Raw genomic sequence first — 17,361 nt, 5'->3', positions numbered from 1 at the left:
AGAGTTTATAACTCTTCTAACTTTTTATCATACTCTTCCATTATCTCATCTAGTTCTAGTTGGTTTTCTTCTAACTTTTCAAACAACTCTTCAACTTTTTTCTCACTTGTAGTTACATTTTTTGAAAGCTCAATTACTTTACTGTTATCTCCAGCATTAGAAGCTTGTATAAGTTCTGCTTGCTCTTTTTCTATATAATCTTCAAGTTCGATAATCTCTGCTTCGTATTTCTCAACAGCTTTTTTAAGAGGATTTGTTATTTTGTTTCTTTCTTGAATTATTGATGCTCTTAGTTTTTTGTTCTCTTTTTTGTTTACTTTAGGGTTTTTTTTAGTCTTCTCTTCAATCTCTTCTTCATCCCAACCAATTTTTTCTAAAAACTCATCATAAGTTCCATCAAAACAATCAGCACCCTCTTTTGAGAACACAATCAATCTATCACAAACCTCTCTTAATAGTTTTTCACTGTGTGTAACAACTATAGTTGAGCCAGAAAAGTTTTTTATAGCTTCAGTAAGGGAATCAATCGATTGCATGTCTAAATGGTTTGTAGGCTCATCTAGAAACAACAGATTTACATCTTTTGCAATAATCTGTCCTAACATCACCCTACTTTTCTCGCCACCTGATAAAAGTGAGATTTTTTTCTTTACATCATCTCCACTAAACATCATCGAACCACAAATACCCCGTACAGTTGCTTCAGGAAGTTTTGGTTGAGCAACATAAATCTCATCCATAATAGTATTGTTTGGGTTTAGATGAGAAATATTCGTTTGACCAAAATGCCCATAAGAAGTACTTACATGGTAATCAATACTCCCAGATAAAGGTGTAAGTTCTCTAGCAATATTATTTAATAAAGTAGATTTACCCTTACCATTTTTACCAATAATCCCTAAAGTCTCACCTTTTTTAAGGTTAAAAGAGATATTTTTGAAAAGAATATTATCTTCAATATAACCAAAAGACAAATTTCTAACATCAAGTAAAACTTTCGCCGGCGTATCTTTGTAGTTAAAATCAAACTTTAAATTTGCTTCTTCAACAATATCATCCATCTCATCCATTTTTTCAAGTAGTTTTACTTTTGATTGGGCTTGTGCAGCAGTTGAGGCTCTGGCTTTATTTTTAGCAATAAAATCCTCTAACTCTTTTCTTTTTTTATCTTGTGCTTCTTTTTGTTTTTCGTAGTGTTCGTCATTAGCTTCTAATTGAGAATAAAACTTATAAGTATCGCCTTCAAGTATAGATAAAGACTTTCTAACGATTCCCATAGTATGAGTTGAAACTGCATCCATAAAATCTCTATCGTGAGTAATAATTATAACTTCTCCATCAAAACTCTTTAAAAAGTTTTTTAACCATCTTAAAGACAAGATATCCAAGTAGTTTGTAGGCTCATCTAGAAGTAATAGATTTGGCTCTGTAATCAAAAGCTTAGCAAGGTTTATACGAATCTGATACCCACCAGAAAAAGATAAAGGATCTTTTTCTAAATCCTCGTGTGTAAAACCAAGACCAAAAAGTATCTTCTCAACTTTGTAAATAGAATACTTATCATCTTCACTTAAAGCTAATGCTGTTTCTTCTCTAAGAGTTTTTTCTGTAAAAACAAGATGCTGTTTAAGTGCACCTATTTTATAACCTTTAGGAATAGAAATTTCGCCATCATCAGCTGATTCTTCCCCAAGTATTAGTTTAAATAGTGTAGATTTACCAGTACCATTTCTACCTACTAGCCCTACTCTTTGGCCTTGTCCTAATATAAGATTTAAATCTGTAAAAAGTGTTTTTTCACCATAATGTTTTGAAAGGTTTTTTAGTTGTATCATAATGCTCTTTGTTTTTTAAAAATTTAATTGTTTTTTTGAATATGGGATTATATGATAATGTGGGTTATAAAATAGTTTAATATCATTTTCCAAAAATCCTAATAAGAGAATAAATAGAGCTAAATTTATATAAGAATATAATATTTATTACATTTAATGACAGTTAAAGTAATTTTTTATATTATATATTAAAAGGATTAAAAAATGGTTGTGAATTTAAGTAAATTGATTTATTTATTTATTTTTATTACAATTTCTCTAAACGCATCAGATATTAACTCACAAAAAACATTAGAAAAATTTGAGATAAATTATAAAAAATCATTAGAGATAGCATTAAATAGAACTGAATACTGTACTAAAAAAGCAAATAAAAACTCAATAAATGAATTAATGTTAAAAAATATTAACTTACAAAAAAAAGTGCTTCAAAATGCTTTATTTTATTTAAGTGTGAAAAATAATCTAATTTGTGAAGAAAAAACTCTTGATAACTTAGTTATTGATACATCAAATTATTTATTTGCGTTAAAAAGGTATGATGAAAAAAATATTGATTTACAAAATAAAATTGAAGGAGAATTGAAAAGTTATCAACTTTCTGTATATTCAAGCAAGCGATTAATGTATGAATCAAAAGAAAATTATGAAAAAATTAGTGATTTAGAAAAAAATAAATTGAATCAAATAAAAGAATTAAAATCTGTATTCAATTTTGATGATATAATGTAATATTTAATTTTCCCTTTTATTTTTATCAGTATAAGTAGATATTTTAGACTGAATTCATCTTTTTACAATATCCTTTTATTTTTTATTTGACAATTATTCTTAAAAGGTATATATTTGTTTATTAAAGGAGTTATTATGGATAACTATTTTGATAAAGAGTTTGAATTAAGATTTTTTGAGATGAATAGATTGGGTGAAGCCTCAGCTATTTCTATATTAACTTTACTTCAAGAAACTGCTGCGGAGCATTGTTATTATGCAGGTCATGATTTACTATCTTTAATGTCTGAAAACCTTGGATGGGTACTTCTTGCAGGTGTAATGGAAATGAAAAGATATCCTCTTTATAAAGAAAAGATAATTATAAGAACATGGATATCAAAATACCATTCTATTAGAGGTTTTAGAGAAAATATTATATATGATAAAAACTACAATATTATAGGAAGAGCCAGAGGTTTGTGGGTATTTTACGATATAAAAAAGAGAAGACCTAAAAAGATACACCCTAATTTTATAGAAAAATGGTCATCTTATGAAAAAATATCCCTTGAACATAATATAAGCAATAAGATTGAACCCCTTAATTCTTTTGAGTACAAAAAAGAGTTTAAAGTAAATATGTATGATACTGATACAAATAAACATGTAAATAATCTAAGATACCTACAATGGCTTATGGAATCAATTCCTGATGAGATATTGGACAATTACTATTTATACTTTATTGATGGACGTTTTATTTCAGAGGCTCATTATGGGGATTTGATTTTGTCTTTAACAAAAAGGGATGAGGAAGAGAACTCTTTTGTACATACTATTAAGATAAAAGAGAGTGGTGTAGTTTGTGCTACTGGTAAATCTGTTTGGAAAAAGATAGAAAAATAGGGTTTTTAGAGTTTGCACTCCTAATATCTCTTGAACTCACGGGGTGAGTCCACTTTCTTACTTTTTAGTTGTAAAAAGTACATAAAGCACAGAAAAAGGTTTTTGAGAATGATTTGTTAATTAAAATGCATTACACATAAGGATTAGAACATTATTTTTCTAAAGAAGTATAAGTGTACTCTTCTATTTCTTTATACTCTTCACTAGATAACTCATATCCCATGTCAAATGCTCCACAAATATTTTCTAGTAATAAAAAAAGATATTCAATAGTATTTGTAGCTAAAAAACTATATTCACTATTTGGATTCATCTGTTTTATCTCTTCTAAATATAAGCTTTTTAATTCTTCTTTATCATTTATATTAGATACTGTTTCAAACAATGCAATAATTTTGTCTTTTTTTAATCTTGTTCTAGTAAAAATATCAGGTTCTTTATGTAATGCTACTGCAATATCAAATAAATCCCTTGTATTACCTTTATCTGCTCGATAATATATCTTTTTAGCAATAATCTCTTCTATAGTTTCAATTAAGATATTATTTTCCCATAAAGTAACTTTTTTATATGGTATTTTAGATTTCTTAATTACATCAAAAAATTGTATTTTTGAATCTTTATCAATACTAATTTCTGAATATATAGGATGATTTATGAAGTTTCCTGAATATCCAATATTTTCCATAGAAGCTTTAACTCTTTCACTCCAATTAGTATCTTTCAATAAATGTTTTTTATCATCTCTATCATAAATAAAAATATCAATATCTGTTGAATATCTATGATTCCAATAATAAGAAGATAATGCTGTTCCACCACCAAGAGCAGAAATATCTACTAAATTATTCTCTCTTAGAAGTAAAAGTGTCGCTTCAAGCATAGCTTTTTGTTTTGAGAAATCATACATGTGTTAGTTTTTTTCTATTTAAAATATTTTGTAATACAATTGGTACAGCTTTTTTATTCTCACTATTTAAATCAATGTGTTTTAATCTAAATCTTTTATCCCAAGCCTTTGCTACACCTTTTAGATTTCTAAAAGGAGAAGAAATATATATACTTTTTATATCTCTTTTTGACACATTAAAAGCTTTTGTGAACTCTTCTAACTCACCTACTTCAAGCTCTTTGAAAAATTTAGAATAAATAGTTTGTTCTTTGATAGTTGCATCATGATAATCTTTTTTAGAAAAAGCTTTTTTGATATCGCTTTGGGTAAATTTTGAATCTTCATTAATGTTTCTATTTAGGATATGAAAAAATCTATGATTAGTTTTTTTATGACATAGTTTTTCTACTTCTTTTTCATCAAGATTAATTAGAAGTTGATATAATTTGTTTCTATTACTATTCTCTTTTTTCCAATCATTTAGTGTAGCTATTGGTATGTCTAAATATTTACTAATCTGTTTTTGTGTCATTTTATATCCTTTAAATAGTACATTATATATGAATATCGTTAGAATGTCAATTTTTTATTCATTAAGGAACTTGCATTCCTTTTGCTCTTGTACTCACAAAGTGAGTACGCTTTCTTCCTTTTTGGTGGCAAAAAGTAAGGTAAAAAGCCACCAGACGCGTTGTTAAAGCTAAAGTTCCCTACAGTTTTCTAATTATTTCCTGCCTTGCGGAACTTATATAATACATTTAAGGGAATATAGTTAATATATTTCCAAAGAGTTTGAAAGATAATATATCGTTGCGGAACTAAAGCAATTATAAAAAATAATTTATAATTAGCTTGATGGCGAGTTTGATAGTTATACTTTAAATTTGAGTGGCAACAAGAACAGTTTTATAACTAGTTCGTATTTTATAAGTCTAAAGTTTGTATAATAATTATCAGGTAGGAGAAATCCTACCCTAACGAACTCTTTATACTAAAATAAAGGTTCAAGAAATGTATTCTATCGGATTAGACGTAAGTAAGTCAACAATTAATGTTTATATTCCAATAAATGATTTAGATTTAATTTCTGGACTAAAATACACTAGCCATGAACTTTTAAAATACTTATTGAGTATTACACCAATTCAAATAAAATGGTATTAAAAAATGCAAAGGTGAATATCCCACTTTCCCACATTTGAGAAGCCGAGTGTTTATTTATTGTTTTACAAAACAGAAACAATAAATAATAAACGAGGGAACCTTCGGCTTCGAAACTTTGAGGGATGGCTTCTTTGCAACTTTCTTTTCCACAAAAGAAAGTTGAGAAAGCCAAGAGGTACAGTAAAAGTTTATTTATACTCAAATATTTTGATAATAGTTCAACCCAAGCACAACATATATATTTATCACTTTATTAAACTATCAAATTTTCATCCAATAGTCATACAAAATGACAAGATATTAAAATATACCTTAACAACTAACATAGATAATTGCATATCTTTTGATATTATTTAATACTTAATTGAGTTAATATCTTTACGTTTTAATGTTAAGATATTAGATGTTTTTATATATTATTTATATATAATGTATTATTAATAATAATTAGTTATATATAAAATTGAAGGGAACATATGAGATTAAAAGAAATTGAAAAGATTTTAGAAGATATTGAATTAAATAATGTAAGACTTGATATACAAAACCTACACTTATCTAGTCCTGAATTAATAAATATTGATTCATTTAAATTTTTTTTGGAAACTATAGAAATTATAGATATTTATAAAGATGAAATCGACTATATAAAACAATCAAAACTCTATCAAACAACTCACCGTCAATTAACGTTACCTAAAAAAGAAGCACTTGATATCTATAATAAAGCAAAGTATCTTATCGATAGTGCTCAGTCACTACAATTAGTTTTTAAAAAATTACTACCAAAATCTAATGAACAATCAATTAGTATAAAGCTTCCAGAGCCACTTGATTTTGATTCATTAATTAAAACAATGGCAACTTTTCAAAAATCAATTTCACAAGTTATTATAAATGAAGATATTAATGGAACTTTAAAAATAAATCATTGGGAATTTGGTTCTTTTTGGCTTGAACTTTTTTTAGGTACTCAAGCAGCTGTAGCATTAATTTCAAGTATAGCATGGTCTGCAGCTGTTATTTCAAAAAAATTTAATGAAAATAAATTATTAGAGCAAACTGTTAAAAGTATGGAAATTAAGAATGAGAGTTTAGAAGATATACTTGATAGTCAAAAGAAAATGACAAATATGCTGATAGAAAATGAAGCTCAAGCTATATTAGACAAACATTTTGATAGTATAGAACATGAACAACTTGAAAGACTGAAATCAACAATAAAAACCTTTGCGAAATTAATACAAGATGGTGCTGAAGTGCATCCATCTCTAATGGCTCCAGAAAAAATTAAAAATCTATTTCCTGATTACAAGAATTTAGATGTTATTACTTCTCAAATTAAACAAATTGAAAACAAATCAGAGTAAAATGAAGATAAATTGTCTAATAAATCAGTGGAGCCAATAAATTACCCTGCAGGCAATTCATTGGCCATTTTAAACGTTACCCACCTTCTAAAAAAGAAGATGGGTTTCATTTATTTCCAAAACAGTTTAAAAAACTATTTCTTCTTAACAGCCTTCGCATTAGGCAAGTCAGTAATACTCCCGTGGAATATCTCTGCACACATACCTACAGACTCATGTAATGTTGGGTGAGCGTGAATTGTTAATCCAATATCTTCTGCATCACAATCCATCTCTAGCGCTAGTGAGATTTCTCCTAGTAGTTCTCCAGCGTTATCTCCTACGATTGCTCCACCAATTAGTTGGTGTGTATCTTTATCGAAGATAAGTTTAGTCATACCTGCACCTGATACATCAGAAGCGATTGCTCTACCTGAAGCAGACCAAGGGAATGAAGAAACTTCATAGTTGATTCCAGCTTCTTTTGCATCAATTTCACTCATACCAGCAGTTGCAATTTCTGGGAATGTATATGCAATTCCTGGAATTTGTTTTGGTTCAAAGAATACTTTGTGACCTGCAATAACTTCTGCTGCCACATGTCCTTCATGTACTGCTTTGTGTGCTAACATTGGTCCACCAATGATATCACCAATAGCGAAGATATGAGGAACTTTTGTTCTCATTTGATTATCAACTGAGATAAATCCTTTTTCATCAACTTCAATACCAGTATTTTCAAGACCTATTTTAAGACCATTTGGAGATCTTCCCATAGCAACTAAAACTGCATCATAAGTTTTTGGTGCTGGTGCGTTATCACCTTTGAACTCAACATAGATACCATCTTCTTTAGGGATAATAGCTTGAGTTTGAGTTTTAAACATAAAGTTAAATCTCTCTTCATTTGCTTTTGTATATACCTTAACGATATCTTTATCAGTTCCAGTCATAACTTGAGGTCCTCTGATTACAACATCAACTTCAGAACCTAATTTTTGGTAAACAGTACCCATCTCAAGTCCGATGATACCACCACCCATGATAAGCATTTTCTTAGGTACTTCTTTTACCTCTAATGCATTTGTAGAATCCCAAATTCTTGGGTCTTCATGAGGGATAAATGACATTTTAGAACTTTGAGACCCAGCAGCAATAATACAACTATCAAATTTAACAACTGTTTTTCCATCATCTTTTGTATGATTTACAACAACAGAGTTTTCATCAATAAAACTTGCAGTACCTTGGATAACTTTTACATTTCTCATTTTCGCCATACCAGCAAGTCCATCAGTAAGTCTTTTTACAACTCCACTTTTGTATGCTGCAACACCTGGTAAATCAATCTCAGGTTTAGCAAATTTGATACCAGCATGGTTAATATGCTCAGCTTCTTCTATAACTTTAGCTACGTGTAAAAGTGCTTTTGATGGAATACATCCAACATTTAAACAAACCCCACCTAAAGTATCGTGTCTCTCAACTAAAACAGTATCAAGACCTAAGTCAGCACATCTAAATGCAGCAGAATATCCACCAGGACCTGCACCTATAACTAGTACTTGACCTTTAACTTCCCCTGCTCCACTAGTATCAGTAGAAGTAGGAGCTGGTTTAGCTGGTGCTGCTTTTGGAGCTTCTGTTTTAGGAGCAGGAGCTTCCGCTGCTGCTTCCTCTTCAACTTCAACTCTAGCAATTAAATCACCAGAGTTTACTTTATCTCCAACTTTCACAAGAATCTCTTTAATAACTCCACCATGTGTAGTTGGTACGTCCATAGATGCTTTTTCTGTTTCAAGAGTGATAAGTCCATCTTCCTCTTCAACTGTATCTCCAACAGCAACCATAACATCGATTAAATCTACATCTTTATCTGCGCCTAAATCAGGAATAACAATATCTACAATTTTTCCCATTCTAACTCCTTATAGACTTAACAATCTAATATCACTTAATAATTGTGATAATGTAGTTGTAAATCTTGCTCCATCTGCACCATCAATAACTTTGTGGTCATAAGATAATGATAATGGTAACATAAGTCTTGGTGCAAACTCTTCACCGTTCCATACTGGTTTCATTTGTGATTTAGATAATCCTAAAATTGCAACTTCAGGTGCATTGATAATTGGAGTAAAGTATGTACCACCAATTCCACCTAAAGATGAGATAGTGAAACTTGCACCTTGCATATCAGTTGCTTTTAGTTTTCCATCTCTTGCTTTTTGAGATAAATCAGCTAACTCAAGAGCAATCTCTTTAAATCCTTTTTTATCTGCATCTTTGATAACAGGAACTACAAGACCATTTGGAGTATCAACAGCAACACCAATATGGAAATATTTTTTCATAACTAATGATTGACCATCAGGAGTTAATGATGCGTTAAATTTAGGATGAATTGCAAGTGCTTTTGCAACAGCTTTAACAACAAATACAAGTGGAGATAATTTAAATCCATCTGCAATTGCATTTTGAGCTTTTCTAAACTCTTCCATTTCTGTAATATCTGTTTCATCAAATTGAGTAACGTGAGGCATAGAAACCCAGTTTCTGTGTAATGATGGTCCAGAGATTTTTTGAATTCTGCTAAGTTCAACAGTTTCAATCTCACCAAATTGTGAGAAATCAACCTCTTTAAGCTCAGGGAAGGCAAATCCAAGACCAGTTCCACCAGCTGCAACTGCAGGTTTATTTAATTGCTCTTTTACATAAGCTTTAACATCATCTTTAAGGATTCTTCCTTTTCTACCACTACCTTTTACAAAACCTAAATCAACACCAAACTCACGTGCAAGTCTTCTAACTGATGGAGAAGCATATACTTTTTTAGATTTTTCTTGAAGTACAGTTGAACTCTCAGCTGTTACACTAGCAGCTGCTGCTTGAACAGTTGCAGGTGCTTTTTCCTCTTTTTTCTCAGGTGCTGGAGCTGGTGCTGCTTTTGCTGGAGTTGGAACTTTACTTTCCATAACAACAGTTTTAACCATCTTAGCGATTAAATCACCTGAATTTACTTTATCTCCTGCTTTTACAAACAGTTCTAAAATTTCACCAGCAAATGGTGCAGGAACATCCATAGATGCTTTTTCTGTTTCAAGTGTGATTAATCCATCATCTAGTTCTACTGTATCACCAACAGAAACCATAACATCGATTAAATCAACATCTTTGTCAGCACCTAAATCAGGAATATAAACCTCTTCAACTACTGAACAAATAGTTTGCTCATTTACAAACTGACAAGAGATTTCAGCACCAGATGCTGAAATAGCTTTTAATTCATCTTCTGCTGATTTTAAATCCATTGGTGCTGAAGAATCAGTAGATTCAGTTGCAGGTGCAGAAGTTGTAGGAGCTGGAGTTTCCGCTTTTGCAGGTTCTGCAGCTGGTGCTTCAGATACACCCTCTTCTTCAACTTCAACTTTAGCGATTAAATCACCAGAATTTACTTTATCACCAACTTTTACAAGAATCTCTTTAATAACTCCACCATGTGTTGTTGGTACATCCATAGATGCTTTTTCAGTCTCAAGAGTTATAAGTCCATCTTCCTCTTCAACTGTATCTCCAACATTAACCATAATGTCAATTAAATCAACGTCTTTATCAGCCCCTAAATCAGGAATAAAAATATCTACAATTTTACTCATCAATTACCCCTTACGCTTTTAATGGATTGATTTTTTCTGGATCAATGTTGTATTTTTTCATTGCATCAACTAATACAGATTTTTCAATCTTACCTTTTTTAGCCAGTTGAGCTAAAGTAGTAAATACAATAAAGTCTGTATCAACTTCAAAGAACGATCTTAAGTTTGCTCTAGAATCAGATCTTCCGAAACCATCAGTACCAAGAGCTTTAAAAGTTCCTTTTACAAATGGAGCCAATTGCTCAGAGTATGCTTTAATATAATCTGTTGCAGAGATAATAACTGTATCATCATCACTATCAAGAGCAGTTTGTACGAAAGGAACTTTATCCTCTTCATCAATATGTAATAAGTTATATCTTTCTACATCTTGTGCTTCTCTTGCTAATTCATTGTATGAAGTTACAGAATAAAGCTCTGAAGCAATACCATACTCACTAGCTAAAACTTCAGAAGCAACTCTAACTTGCTCTAAAATAGAACCTGAACCAAGTAGTTTAACTTTATAGTTGTTTTTAGCTTCTACATCTTTTAATTTATAAATACCTTTTAAGATACCTTCAACAGCACCCTCTGGCATAGCTGGTTGTTTATAGTTTTCGTTTAATGTAGTTAAGTAATAGAATACATTCTCTTGCTTTTCACCATACATTCTTTCAATACCATTTTGTACAATAACAGCAACTTCATAACCATAAGTTGGGTCATAAGTAACACAATTTGGAATTGTATTTGCAATAACATGAGAGTGCCCATCTTCGTGTTGTAAACCTTCTCCGTTAAGAGTAGTTCTACCTGAAGTACCACCAACTAGGAAACCTCTAGCCATTTGGTCACCTGCTGCCCAGCAGATATCACCAGTTCTTTGGAATCCAAACATAGAATAGAATACATAAAATGGAATCATTGGACAATCATTGATTGAGTAAGAAGTAGCCGCTGCTACCCAAGAACCCATTGCACCTAACTCATTAATACCCTCTTGAAGCACTTGTCCTTTTTTATCCTCTTTATAGTATGCAACTTGATCTTTATCTTGAGGGATATATTTTTGTCCTTCTGAAGAGTAGATACCAAGTTGTCTAAACATACCTTCCATACCAAATGTTCTAGCTTCATCAGGTACGATTGGAACGATACTTTTTCCAATTTTTTTATCTTTTACAAGAATATTTAATACTCTTACAAATGCCATAGTTGTAGAGATTTCTCTATCACCACTTCCTTGTAATACAGCATCAAATTTGTCTAAAGCAGGAATCTCTAAAGCAGTTGAGAATTGTTCTCTTCTTTGAGGAACAACACCACCAAGCTCAGCTCTTCTTTCTTTCATATATTTCATTTCAGCAGAATCATCAGCTGGTCTGTAGTATTTTAAGTTTTCAACATCTTCATCAGAAATAGGAATGTCAAATCTATCTCTAAATTGTCTTAATACTGTAGTATCAACTTTTTTAACACCATGAGCAATATTTTTACCCTCAGCAGCTTCACCCATACCATAACCTTTTACAGTTTTAGCTAGGATTACAGATGGTTTACCTTTAGTTTCATTTGCTTTTTTATATGCAGCATAAACTTTAATAGGATCGTGTCCACCTCTATTTAATCTCCAAATCTCATCATCACTCATATTTTCTACAAGTTTTGCAGTTTCAGGATGTTTGTTAAAGAAGTGCTCTCTCGTGTAAGCTCCACCTTTTTGTTTAAAGTTTTGATATTCACCATCAACAGTTTCATCCATAAGTTCTTTTAACTTACCAGATTTATCTTTATCAAGTAAGGCATCCCAGTGTCTACCCCAGATAACTTTGATAACTTCCCATCCAGCACCTCTGAATTGTCCTTCAAGTTCTTGAATAATTTTACCATTACCTCTTACCGGACCATCAAGTCTCTGTAAGTTACAGTTAATAACAAATACTAAGTTATCTAAACCTTCTCTACCTGCAAGCCCAATTGCTCCAAGAGATTCTGGCTCATCACACTCACCATCTCCCATATAACAATATACTTTTTGCTCACTACAATCTTTAATTCCTCTATCAGTTAAGTATTTTAAAAATCTTGCTTGATAAATAGCTTGTATTGGTCCAAGACCCATAGATACAGTTGGGAATTGCCAATAATTAGGCATAAGTTTTGGGTGTGGATATGAAGATAAACCATCAGCAAATGCTTCTTGTCTAAAATTATCCATTTGTTCTTCTGTAAATCTTCCCTCTACAAAAGATCTTGCATATATACCTGGAGATATATGTCCTTGATAAAACACTAAGTCTCCACCATCTTTTTCATTTGGTGCTTTAAAAAAGTGGTTAAATGCAACATCATATAAAGTAGCAGAAGATTGGAAAGATGCAATATGTCCTCCAAGTTCTAAATTCTTTTTAGAAGCTCTTAAAACCATTGCTTGTGCATTCCATCTGATAATAGATCTGATTTTTCGCTCAAGATCTCTATCACCTGGCATTTTTGGTTCTTGGTCAACAGGGATAGTATTAAGATATGAAGTATTTGCACTATGTGGTATATCTGCTCCATTTCTTCTAGCATTATCAATTAGTTGATCTAATAAGAAATGAGCTCTCTCGCTCCCTTCCTCTTTAATAACTGCCTCTAAAGCATCAAGCCACTCCTGCGTTTCCTGTGGGTCGATGTCGTTTAAGTTTAATTCTGACATTCACAATTCCTTATAAAAGATTTTAATAAAATTCGCATCTTATTTTTAACATAATGAGTGAACATATGTTCATTATGTAAAAATTATGTATCTTTAGATACCATTTTATCGAATTATGAACATATGATACTTTCTTTAACTTAATTTTTTTTTAGTTTTAAAATTACGCCTTTTTTATAAGTTTTATTCTATAAAAATGAAATTATAATGAAAAAATAGTGACAAAATTCAGTTATTTTATTTATATGATACACTTCATACGAATAAGATTTTTTTATAATTATAAGGTACAAAGCATTGATTAATGAACACACTAAATTTAGAGTAATTATATCAGAAAAAAGTTCATCTGCAAAAAATATGGCAACAGATGAAGCTTTATTATTATCTTTAAAAGATAATGATTTACCAATACTCCGACTTTACACTTGGGATAAAAATAGCGTAACTATAGGTATTTCACAGAAAGTTGAGAATTATGATTTTAATAATATTGCAAAAAGAATAACAGGTGGTGGTATACTATTTCATGGTCATGATGTATCATATTCTTTGGTTCTTCCTGTAAACCTTTTAAAGGGCTTTAATATAAAAGAATCTTATGAAAAAATATGTTTATTTATTCTTGATTTTTATAAAAAACTAGGTTTAGAAGTGTGTTATGCCAAAGATAACTTGAATATACAACTATCTAAAAGTGAGTATTGTCAAGTTGGATTTGAAGCATATGATATCTTAGTAAATGGCCAAAAAATTGGTGGAAATGCACAAAGAAGAACAAAAAAAGCTATATTCCAACATGGTTCAATTCCTGTTACTAGTGTGAAAAAAGGTAACACAATAGATAGTAGGATTGGAATATCACTTGAAGATATTGGAATAAATATTGATTTTGAAACAGTACAAAACAAATTAACTCAATCTTTTGAAGATACATTTGATGTAGAATTAGAGTTTACACAATTAACAAAAGAGGAAGAGGAATTAAAAAACAACTTATTAAAGGAAAAATATGACAATGGCAGTAAATGAAACAAAAAAAACAGTTAATTTCAAAAAACCAGAATGGCTAAGAAAAAAACTTGTTCCAACTGCACAAAAAGAGATGGAAAACTTATTAGGTGAGCATGGATTGCATACTATTTGCCAAGAAGCAAAATGTCCAAACATTAGTGAGTGTTACTCAAAAAGAAATGCAACATTTTTAATACTTGGAAATATCTGTACAAGAAGATGTACATATTGTAATGTTCATACAGGGAAACCAACAGAAGTAGATTTAGCAGAGATTGATGGTGTTACTACTTCAGTATTAAAACTAGGACTTAGATTTGTAGTTATTACAAGTCCAGCTAGGGATGATTTAGCTGATGGCGGAGCTGAACAATTTTATAGAGTTACACAAAATATTTTAGAAAAATCTCCAGGAACTCAAGTTGAGATTTTAATTCCTGATTTTAAAGGAAAAGAGGAATCTTTACAAAGAGTTGTAGACAGTGGTGCAGTTATTATTGGACACAATGTGGAAACAGTTCCATCTTTATATCATATTAGAAGAAACTCAACCTATAAAAGAAGTTTAGAAGTTCTTAGAAAACTAAAAGAGTTAGGTGGAGATAAAGTAAAAACAAAATCTGCACTAATGGTTGGACTTGGCGAAACAGAAGAAGAGATGGTTCAAGTATTTAAAGATTTACTTGAAGTTGGATGTAAATTTTTAAGTATTGGTCAATATCTTGCACCTTCAGGTGATTATGAAAAAGTAAAAGAGTTTGTAAAACCTGAACAATTTGAAAGATATAAAAAAATAGCTTTAGATATGGGATTTGATTTTGTTCACTCTACTCCATATGCAAGAAGTTCATACATGGCTCATGAATATTTAGCTAATCAAAAAGGAAGTCTTTAAGACTTTCTTTATACTTTATGATACCCTTTTGATATTTTAAGCATTTCATTTCCGTATTTGTGAAGTTTTTCTTCATCTAATCTAACTGATAAACCCGATATACCAACAGCTCCAATAAATTTATTTTGCTTGTTGAAATAAGGAACTGCAACAGATTTTAAACCAAATTCATGCTCTTCATCGCCAATTGCATAACCTTTTTCTTTTACCTCTTCTAATTGTTTTTCTAACTTTTCTATATTTGTTATAGTGTTTGAAGTAAATTTTGTCAAACTAAGAGAAGAGATATTAATATCATTGGAAAAAGCCATAAGTACTTTTCCAAAAGCATTTGAGTGTAAAGGTGCATGTAAACCTATAGAATCTCTTGTTTTTATAACTCTGTTTGATTTATCAATTTGATTTAAATATAAAGTTGCATTGTTATCTAAAATTCCTAAATATGAAGCTTCATCAGTTAAGTAAAAAATTTCATCTAAAAGTGCACTTGTTTTTTCAACAATCTTTTCTCTATCATCTTTATATACTATTTTTCTAAGAATATCACTTAATACAATCTCTTTTGAATCGCCCTTATATTCTATAAAATCTTCTTTCATTAAAGTAGTTACCAATCTAGACATTGTACTTTTATCTATTTCTAATTTTTGACATAATACATTAGCAGTTAGAGGTTTGTTGCTACTCATTATCTCTTTTAATACTTGTAAACCTTTTGAGAAGGATTTATTTTTATTTGCTTGCACGTAAAATATACTCTTTTTCTAAATTTTACACAATTTTAACATTATTTAAATAAATCTAATTCATACAAAATTGTAAACTTTTATTTACCAAATGGAAAAAAATTGAAAAAAACGACACAAATTTCAAAATATTTTTTTTATATTCTAAGATTATTTAAATAATTTTTCTCACATTGTGAAACTATCATATTCTCACTTTAAAAAAGTACTATTTTATGGTATCTAGAGATAGTTATTAATTTTAACTTAATTTTTTTATTAATATTAGAATTTTTGTTTCAATATATTTTGAGTATGGATTAATTTCGTCATCAGAAGCTAAAAACTGAATTATAAAAATAAAATTTGAGCGAAAAGAGGGAAAGATTATGACTACATCTTTTGTTGACTTATCAAAATTAACAGCTAAGGATGACTTAAGTCCAGTACTTGGAGGAAAGTGGCCAGGGATTCAAATCTATTATCCACCAATCAAGTTTAATCCACTTGATGGAACATATGAGACTATGGAGCAAGCAAAATATAGATTACAAAAACATGCATATAAAACTAAAGCTCACACAGTCCTATTTGACTTAGAAGACGGATGTAGAATGAAAGAGATGTCTAGAAAACTTTTAATTGAGGAATTACCAAAATTCCCAGAAAGAGATTTCCAGATTGCTGTTAGAATAAATCCATTTAGAACAGCAGAGTATGAAGAAGATTTAAAAATGTTAAAAAAGATTCATAAACATATTGATGCAATCGTTTTAGCAAAAGCTGGAGAGGTTTATGGAGCAGCTGAGATTAGAGATTTATCTTCTTGGTTAGTTTCAATAGGTAGTAATTTACAAATTCAACCAATTATTGAACATCCAAAATCTTTACAAATAGCAGATAAATTAATGCAATATAATACAGTTCAACATGTGGTATTTGGTATCCATGACTTCTCAAAAGCTATGGCATACAAAATTACACCAGAGGGTTGGATAGATGAATTAGAAACTTTCTTTAACATGCTTACTATGGAAGCAAGAGTTAAAGGTAAAGGGGTAATTGGTGGAGTTGAAGTTCTTTTAACACCAAACTCATTACCAGATTCATGTGTAGAGAAAAAAGATATTAGAAGATGGTTAGATTTACATGGTGATGATGCTTCAAGACATGTTTATGCCCATGCACAAAGAGAAACTGCAATGGGACTTACAGGTAAACAAGTAATTACACCAAACCATATAAATGTTTGTAAAGTTGCTTTCACACCAAGTCCTAATGCAATTGCTAAAGATGTTGCAATCTTAAAAGCTGCAATTGAAGCGGATGCATTATTAAGTGGTGCAATTAGATACGAAGGTGAGATGTTAGATCCACCAATGTTTGGTAAATCTCTACAAAACATATTAAGAGCAAATGCACTTAATAGTTTAAATAAAGAGGATTATGAGTTTGCAATCTCTGTTTTAAATAGAATGCCTCTTCAAACATTTAAAGAAAACTGGCCTTATGGTCAAATATAATAGGA

The 17,361-nt window shown here is 30.3% G+C and carries 14 protein-coding genes; 7 read left to right on the top strand and 7 right to left on the bottom strand.

The genetic code is table 11. The features are described from left to right. Window positions 1–5: 5 nt before the first annotated feature. Entirely contained in the window at window positions 6–1,835 is a 1,830-nt protein-coding gene (locus ACKU3H_RS10975) for an ABC-F family ATP-binding cassette domain-containing protein (protein WP_320033902.1), read from the bottom strand. Window positions 1,836–2,039: 204 nt separating this feature from the next. On the opposite strand from ACKU3H_RS10975, the gene ACKU3H_RS10970 reads away from it, so the two are divergent. Further along, on the top strand, window positions 2,040–2,567 hold the full coding sequence (locus tag ACKU3H_RS10970) for a hypothetical protein (protein WP_320033901.1): 528 nt from the start codon (window positions 2,040–2,042) through the stop codon (window positions 2,565–2,567). Window positions 2,568–2,702: 135 nt separating this feature from the next. Beyond that, window positions 2,703–3,455, top strand: a complete 753-nt coding sequence (locus ACKU3H_RS10965) for an acyl-ACP thioesterase domain-containing protein (RefSeq protein ID WP_320033900.1) — start codon at window positions 2,703–2,705, stop codon at window positions 3,453–3,455. A 151-nt stretch (window positions 3,456–3,606) separates the two neighbouring features. On the opposite strand, the gene ACKU3H_RS10960 is transcribed toward ACKU3H_RS10965, so the two are convergent. Together ACKU3H_RS10960 and ACKU3H_RS10955 are read right to left on the bottom strand one after the other, a co-directional pair. Further along, complete coding sequence (locus tag ACKU3H_RS10960; RefSeq protein WP_320033899.1) at window positions 3,607–4,365, bottom strand: nucleotidyl transferase AbiEii/AbiGii toxin family protein; 759 nt, start codon at window positions 4,363–4,365, stop codon at window positions 3,607–3,609. Next, a complete protein-coding gene (locus ACKU3H_RS10955) occupies window positions 4,358–4,879 on the bottom strand; it encodes a hypothetical protein (protein WP_320033898.1) in 522 nt (173 codons plus the stop codon). Before ACKU3H_RS10955 ends, ACKU3H_RS10960 begins: the two co-directional genes overlap by 8 nt. 479 nt (window positions 4,880–5,358) lie before the next feature. Here ACKU3H_RS10955 and ACKU3H_RS10950 point away from each other — a divergent pair, with 479 nt between their 5' ends. Both ACKU3H_RS10950 and ACKU3H_RS10945 read left to right on the top strand, forming a co-directional pair. Then, entirely contained in the window at window positions 5,359–5,511 is a 153-nt protein-coding gene (locus tag ACKU3H_RS10950) for a hypothetical protein (RefSeq protein ID WP_320033897.1), read from the top strand. Between the two features lie 476 nt (window positions 5,512–5,987). Beyond that, window positions 5,988–6,881, top strand: a complete 894-nt coding sequence (locus tag ACKU3H_RS10945) for a hypothetical protein (protein ID WP_320033896.1) — start codon at window positions 5,988–5,990, stop codon at window positions 6,879–6,881. 134 nt (window positions 6,882–7,015) lie between these two features. Here the strand turns inward: ACKU3H_RS10945 and lpdA are convergent, their stop codons facing one another. The 3 genes from lpdA to aceE are packed head-to-tail and all read right to left on the bottom strand — an operon-like array spanning window position 7,016 to window position 13,199. Beyond that, window positions 7,016–8,779, bottom strand: a complete 1,764-nt coding sequence (gene lpdA / locus ACKU3H_RS10940; RefSeq protein ID WP_320033895.1) for a dihydrolipoyl dehydrogenase — start codon at window positions 8,777–8,779, stop codon at window positions 7,016–7,018. A gap of 9 nt (window positions 8,780–8,788) precedes the next feature. Next, the gene (gene aceF, locus ACKU3H_RS10935) at window positions 8,789–10,516 is read right to left on the bottom strand and encodes a dihydrolipoyllysine-residue acetyltransferase (protein WP_320033894.1); all 1,728 of its coding nucleotides are present in this window, start codon (window positions 10,514–10,516) and stop codon (window positions 8,789–8,791) included. A gap of 10 nt (window positions 10,517–10,526) precedes the next feature. Next, entirely contained in the window at window positions 10,527–13,199 is a 2,673-nt protein-coding gene (gene aceE / locus ACKU3H_RS10930; RefSeq protein WP_320033893.1) for a pyruvate dehydrogenase (acetyl-transferring), homodimeric type, read from the bottom strand. A gap of 297 nt (window positions 13,200–13,496) precedes the next feature. Here aceE and ACKU3H_RS10925 point away from each other — a divergent pair, with 297 nt between their 5' ends. Both ACKU3H_RS10925 and lipA read left to right on the top strand, forming a co-directional pair. Then, entirely contained in the window at window positions 13,497–14,231 is a 735-nt protein-coding gene (locus tag ACKU3H_RS10925) for a biotin/lipoate A/B protein ligase family protein (protein ID WP_320033892.1), read from the top strand. Continuing rightward, window positions 14,212–15,108 (top strand): lipoyl synthase, encoded by an 897-nt coding sequence (gene lipA, locus ACKU3H_RS10920; protein ID WP_320033891.1) that lies wholly within the window; start codon window positions 14,212–14,214, stop codon window positions 15,106–15,108. Before ACKU3H_RS10925 ends, lipA begins: the two co-directional genes overlap by 20 nt. Window positions 15,109–15,116: 8 nt before the next feature. Here lipA and ACKU3H_RS10915 read toward each other — a convergent pair whose 3' ends face one another. Next, window positions 15,117–15,854, bottom strand: a complete 738-nt coding sequence (locus ACKU3H_RS10915; protein ID WP_320033890.1) for an IclR family transcriptional regulator — start codon at window positions 15,852–15,854, stop codon at window positions 15,117–15,119. Window positions 15,855–16,222: 368 nt separating this feature from the next. Between ACKU3H_RS10915 and ACKU3H_RS10910 the strand changes: the two genes are divergently transcribed. Beyond that, on the top strand, window positions 16,223–17,356 hold the full coding sequence (locus ACKU3H_RS10910) for an aldolase/citrate lyase family protein (protein ID WP_320033889.1): 1,134 nt from the start codon (window positions 16,223–16,225) through the stop codon (window positions 17,354–17,356). Window positions 17,357–17,361: the final 5 nt, after the last annotated feature.

The sequence above is a fragment of the Halarcobacter sp. genome (assembly GCF_963675975.1).
GTDB lineage: Bacteria > Campylobacterota > Campylobacteria > Campylobacterales > Arcobacteraceae > Halarcobacter.
Note: the sequence above shows the minus strand (reverse complement) of the source record. Positions and strands in the feature narration are given on the sequence as shown.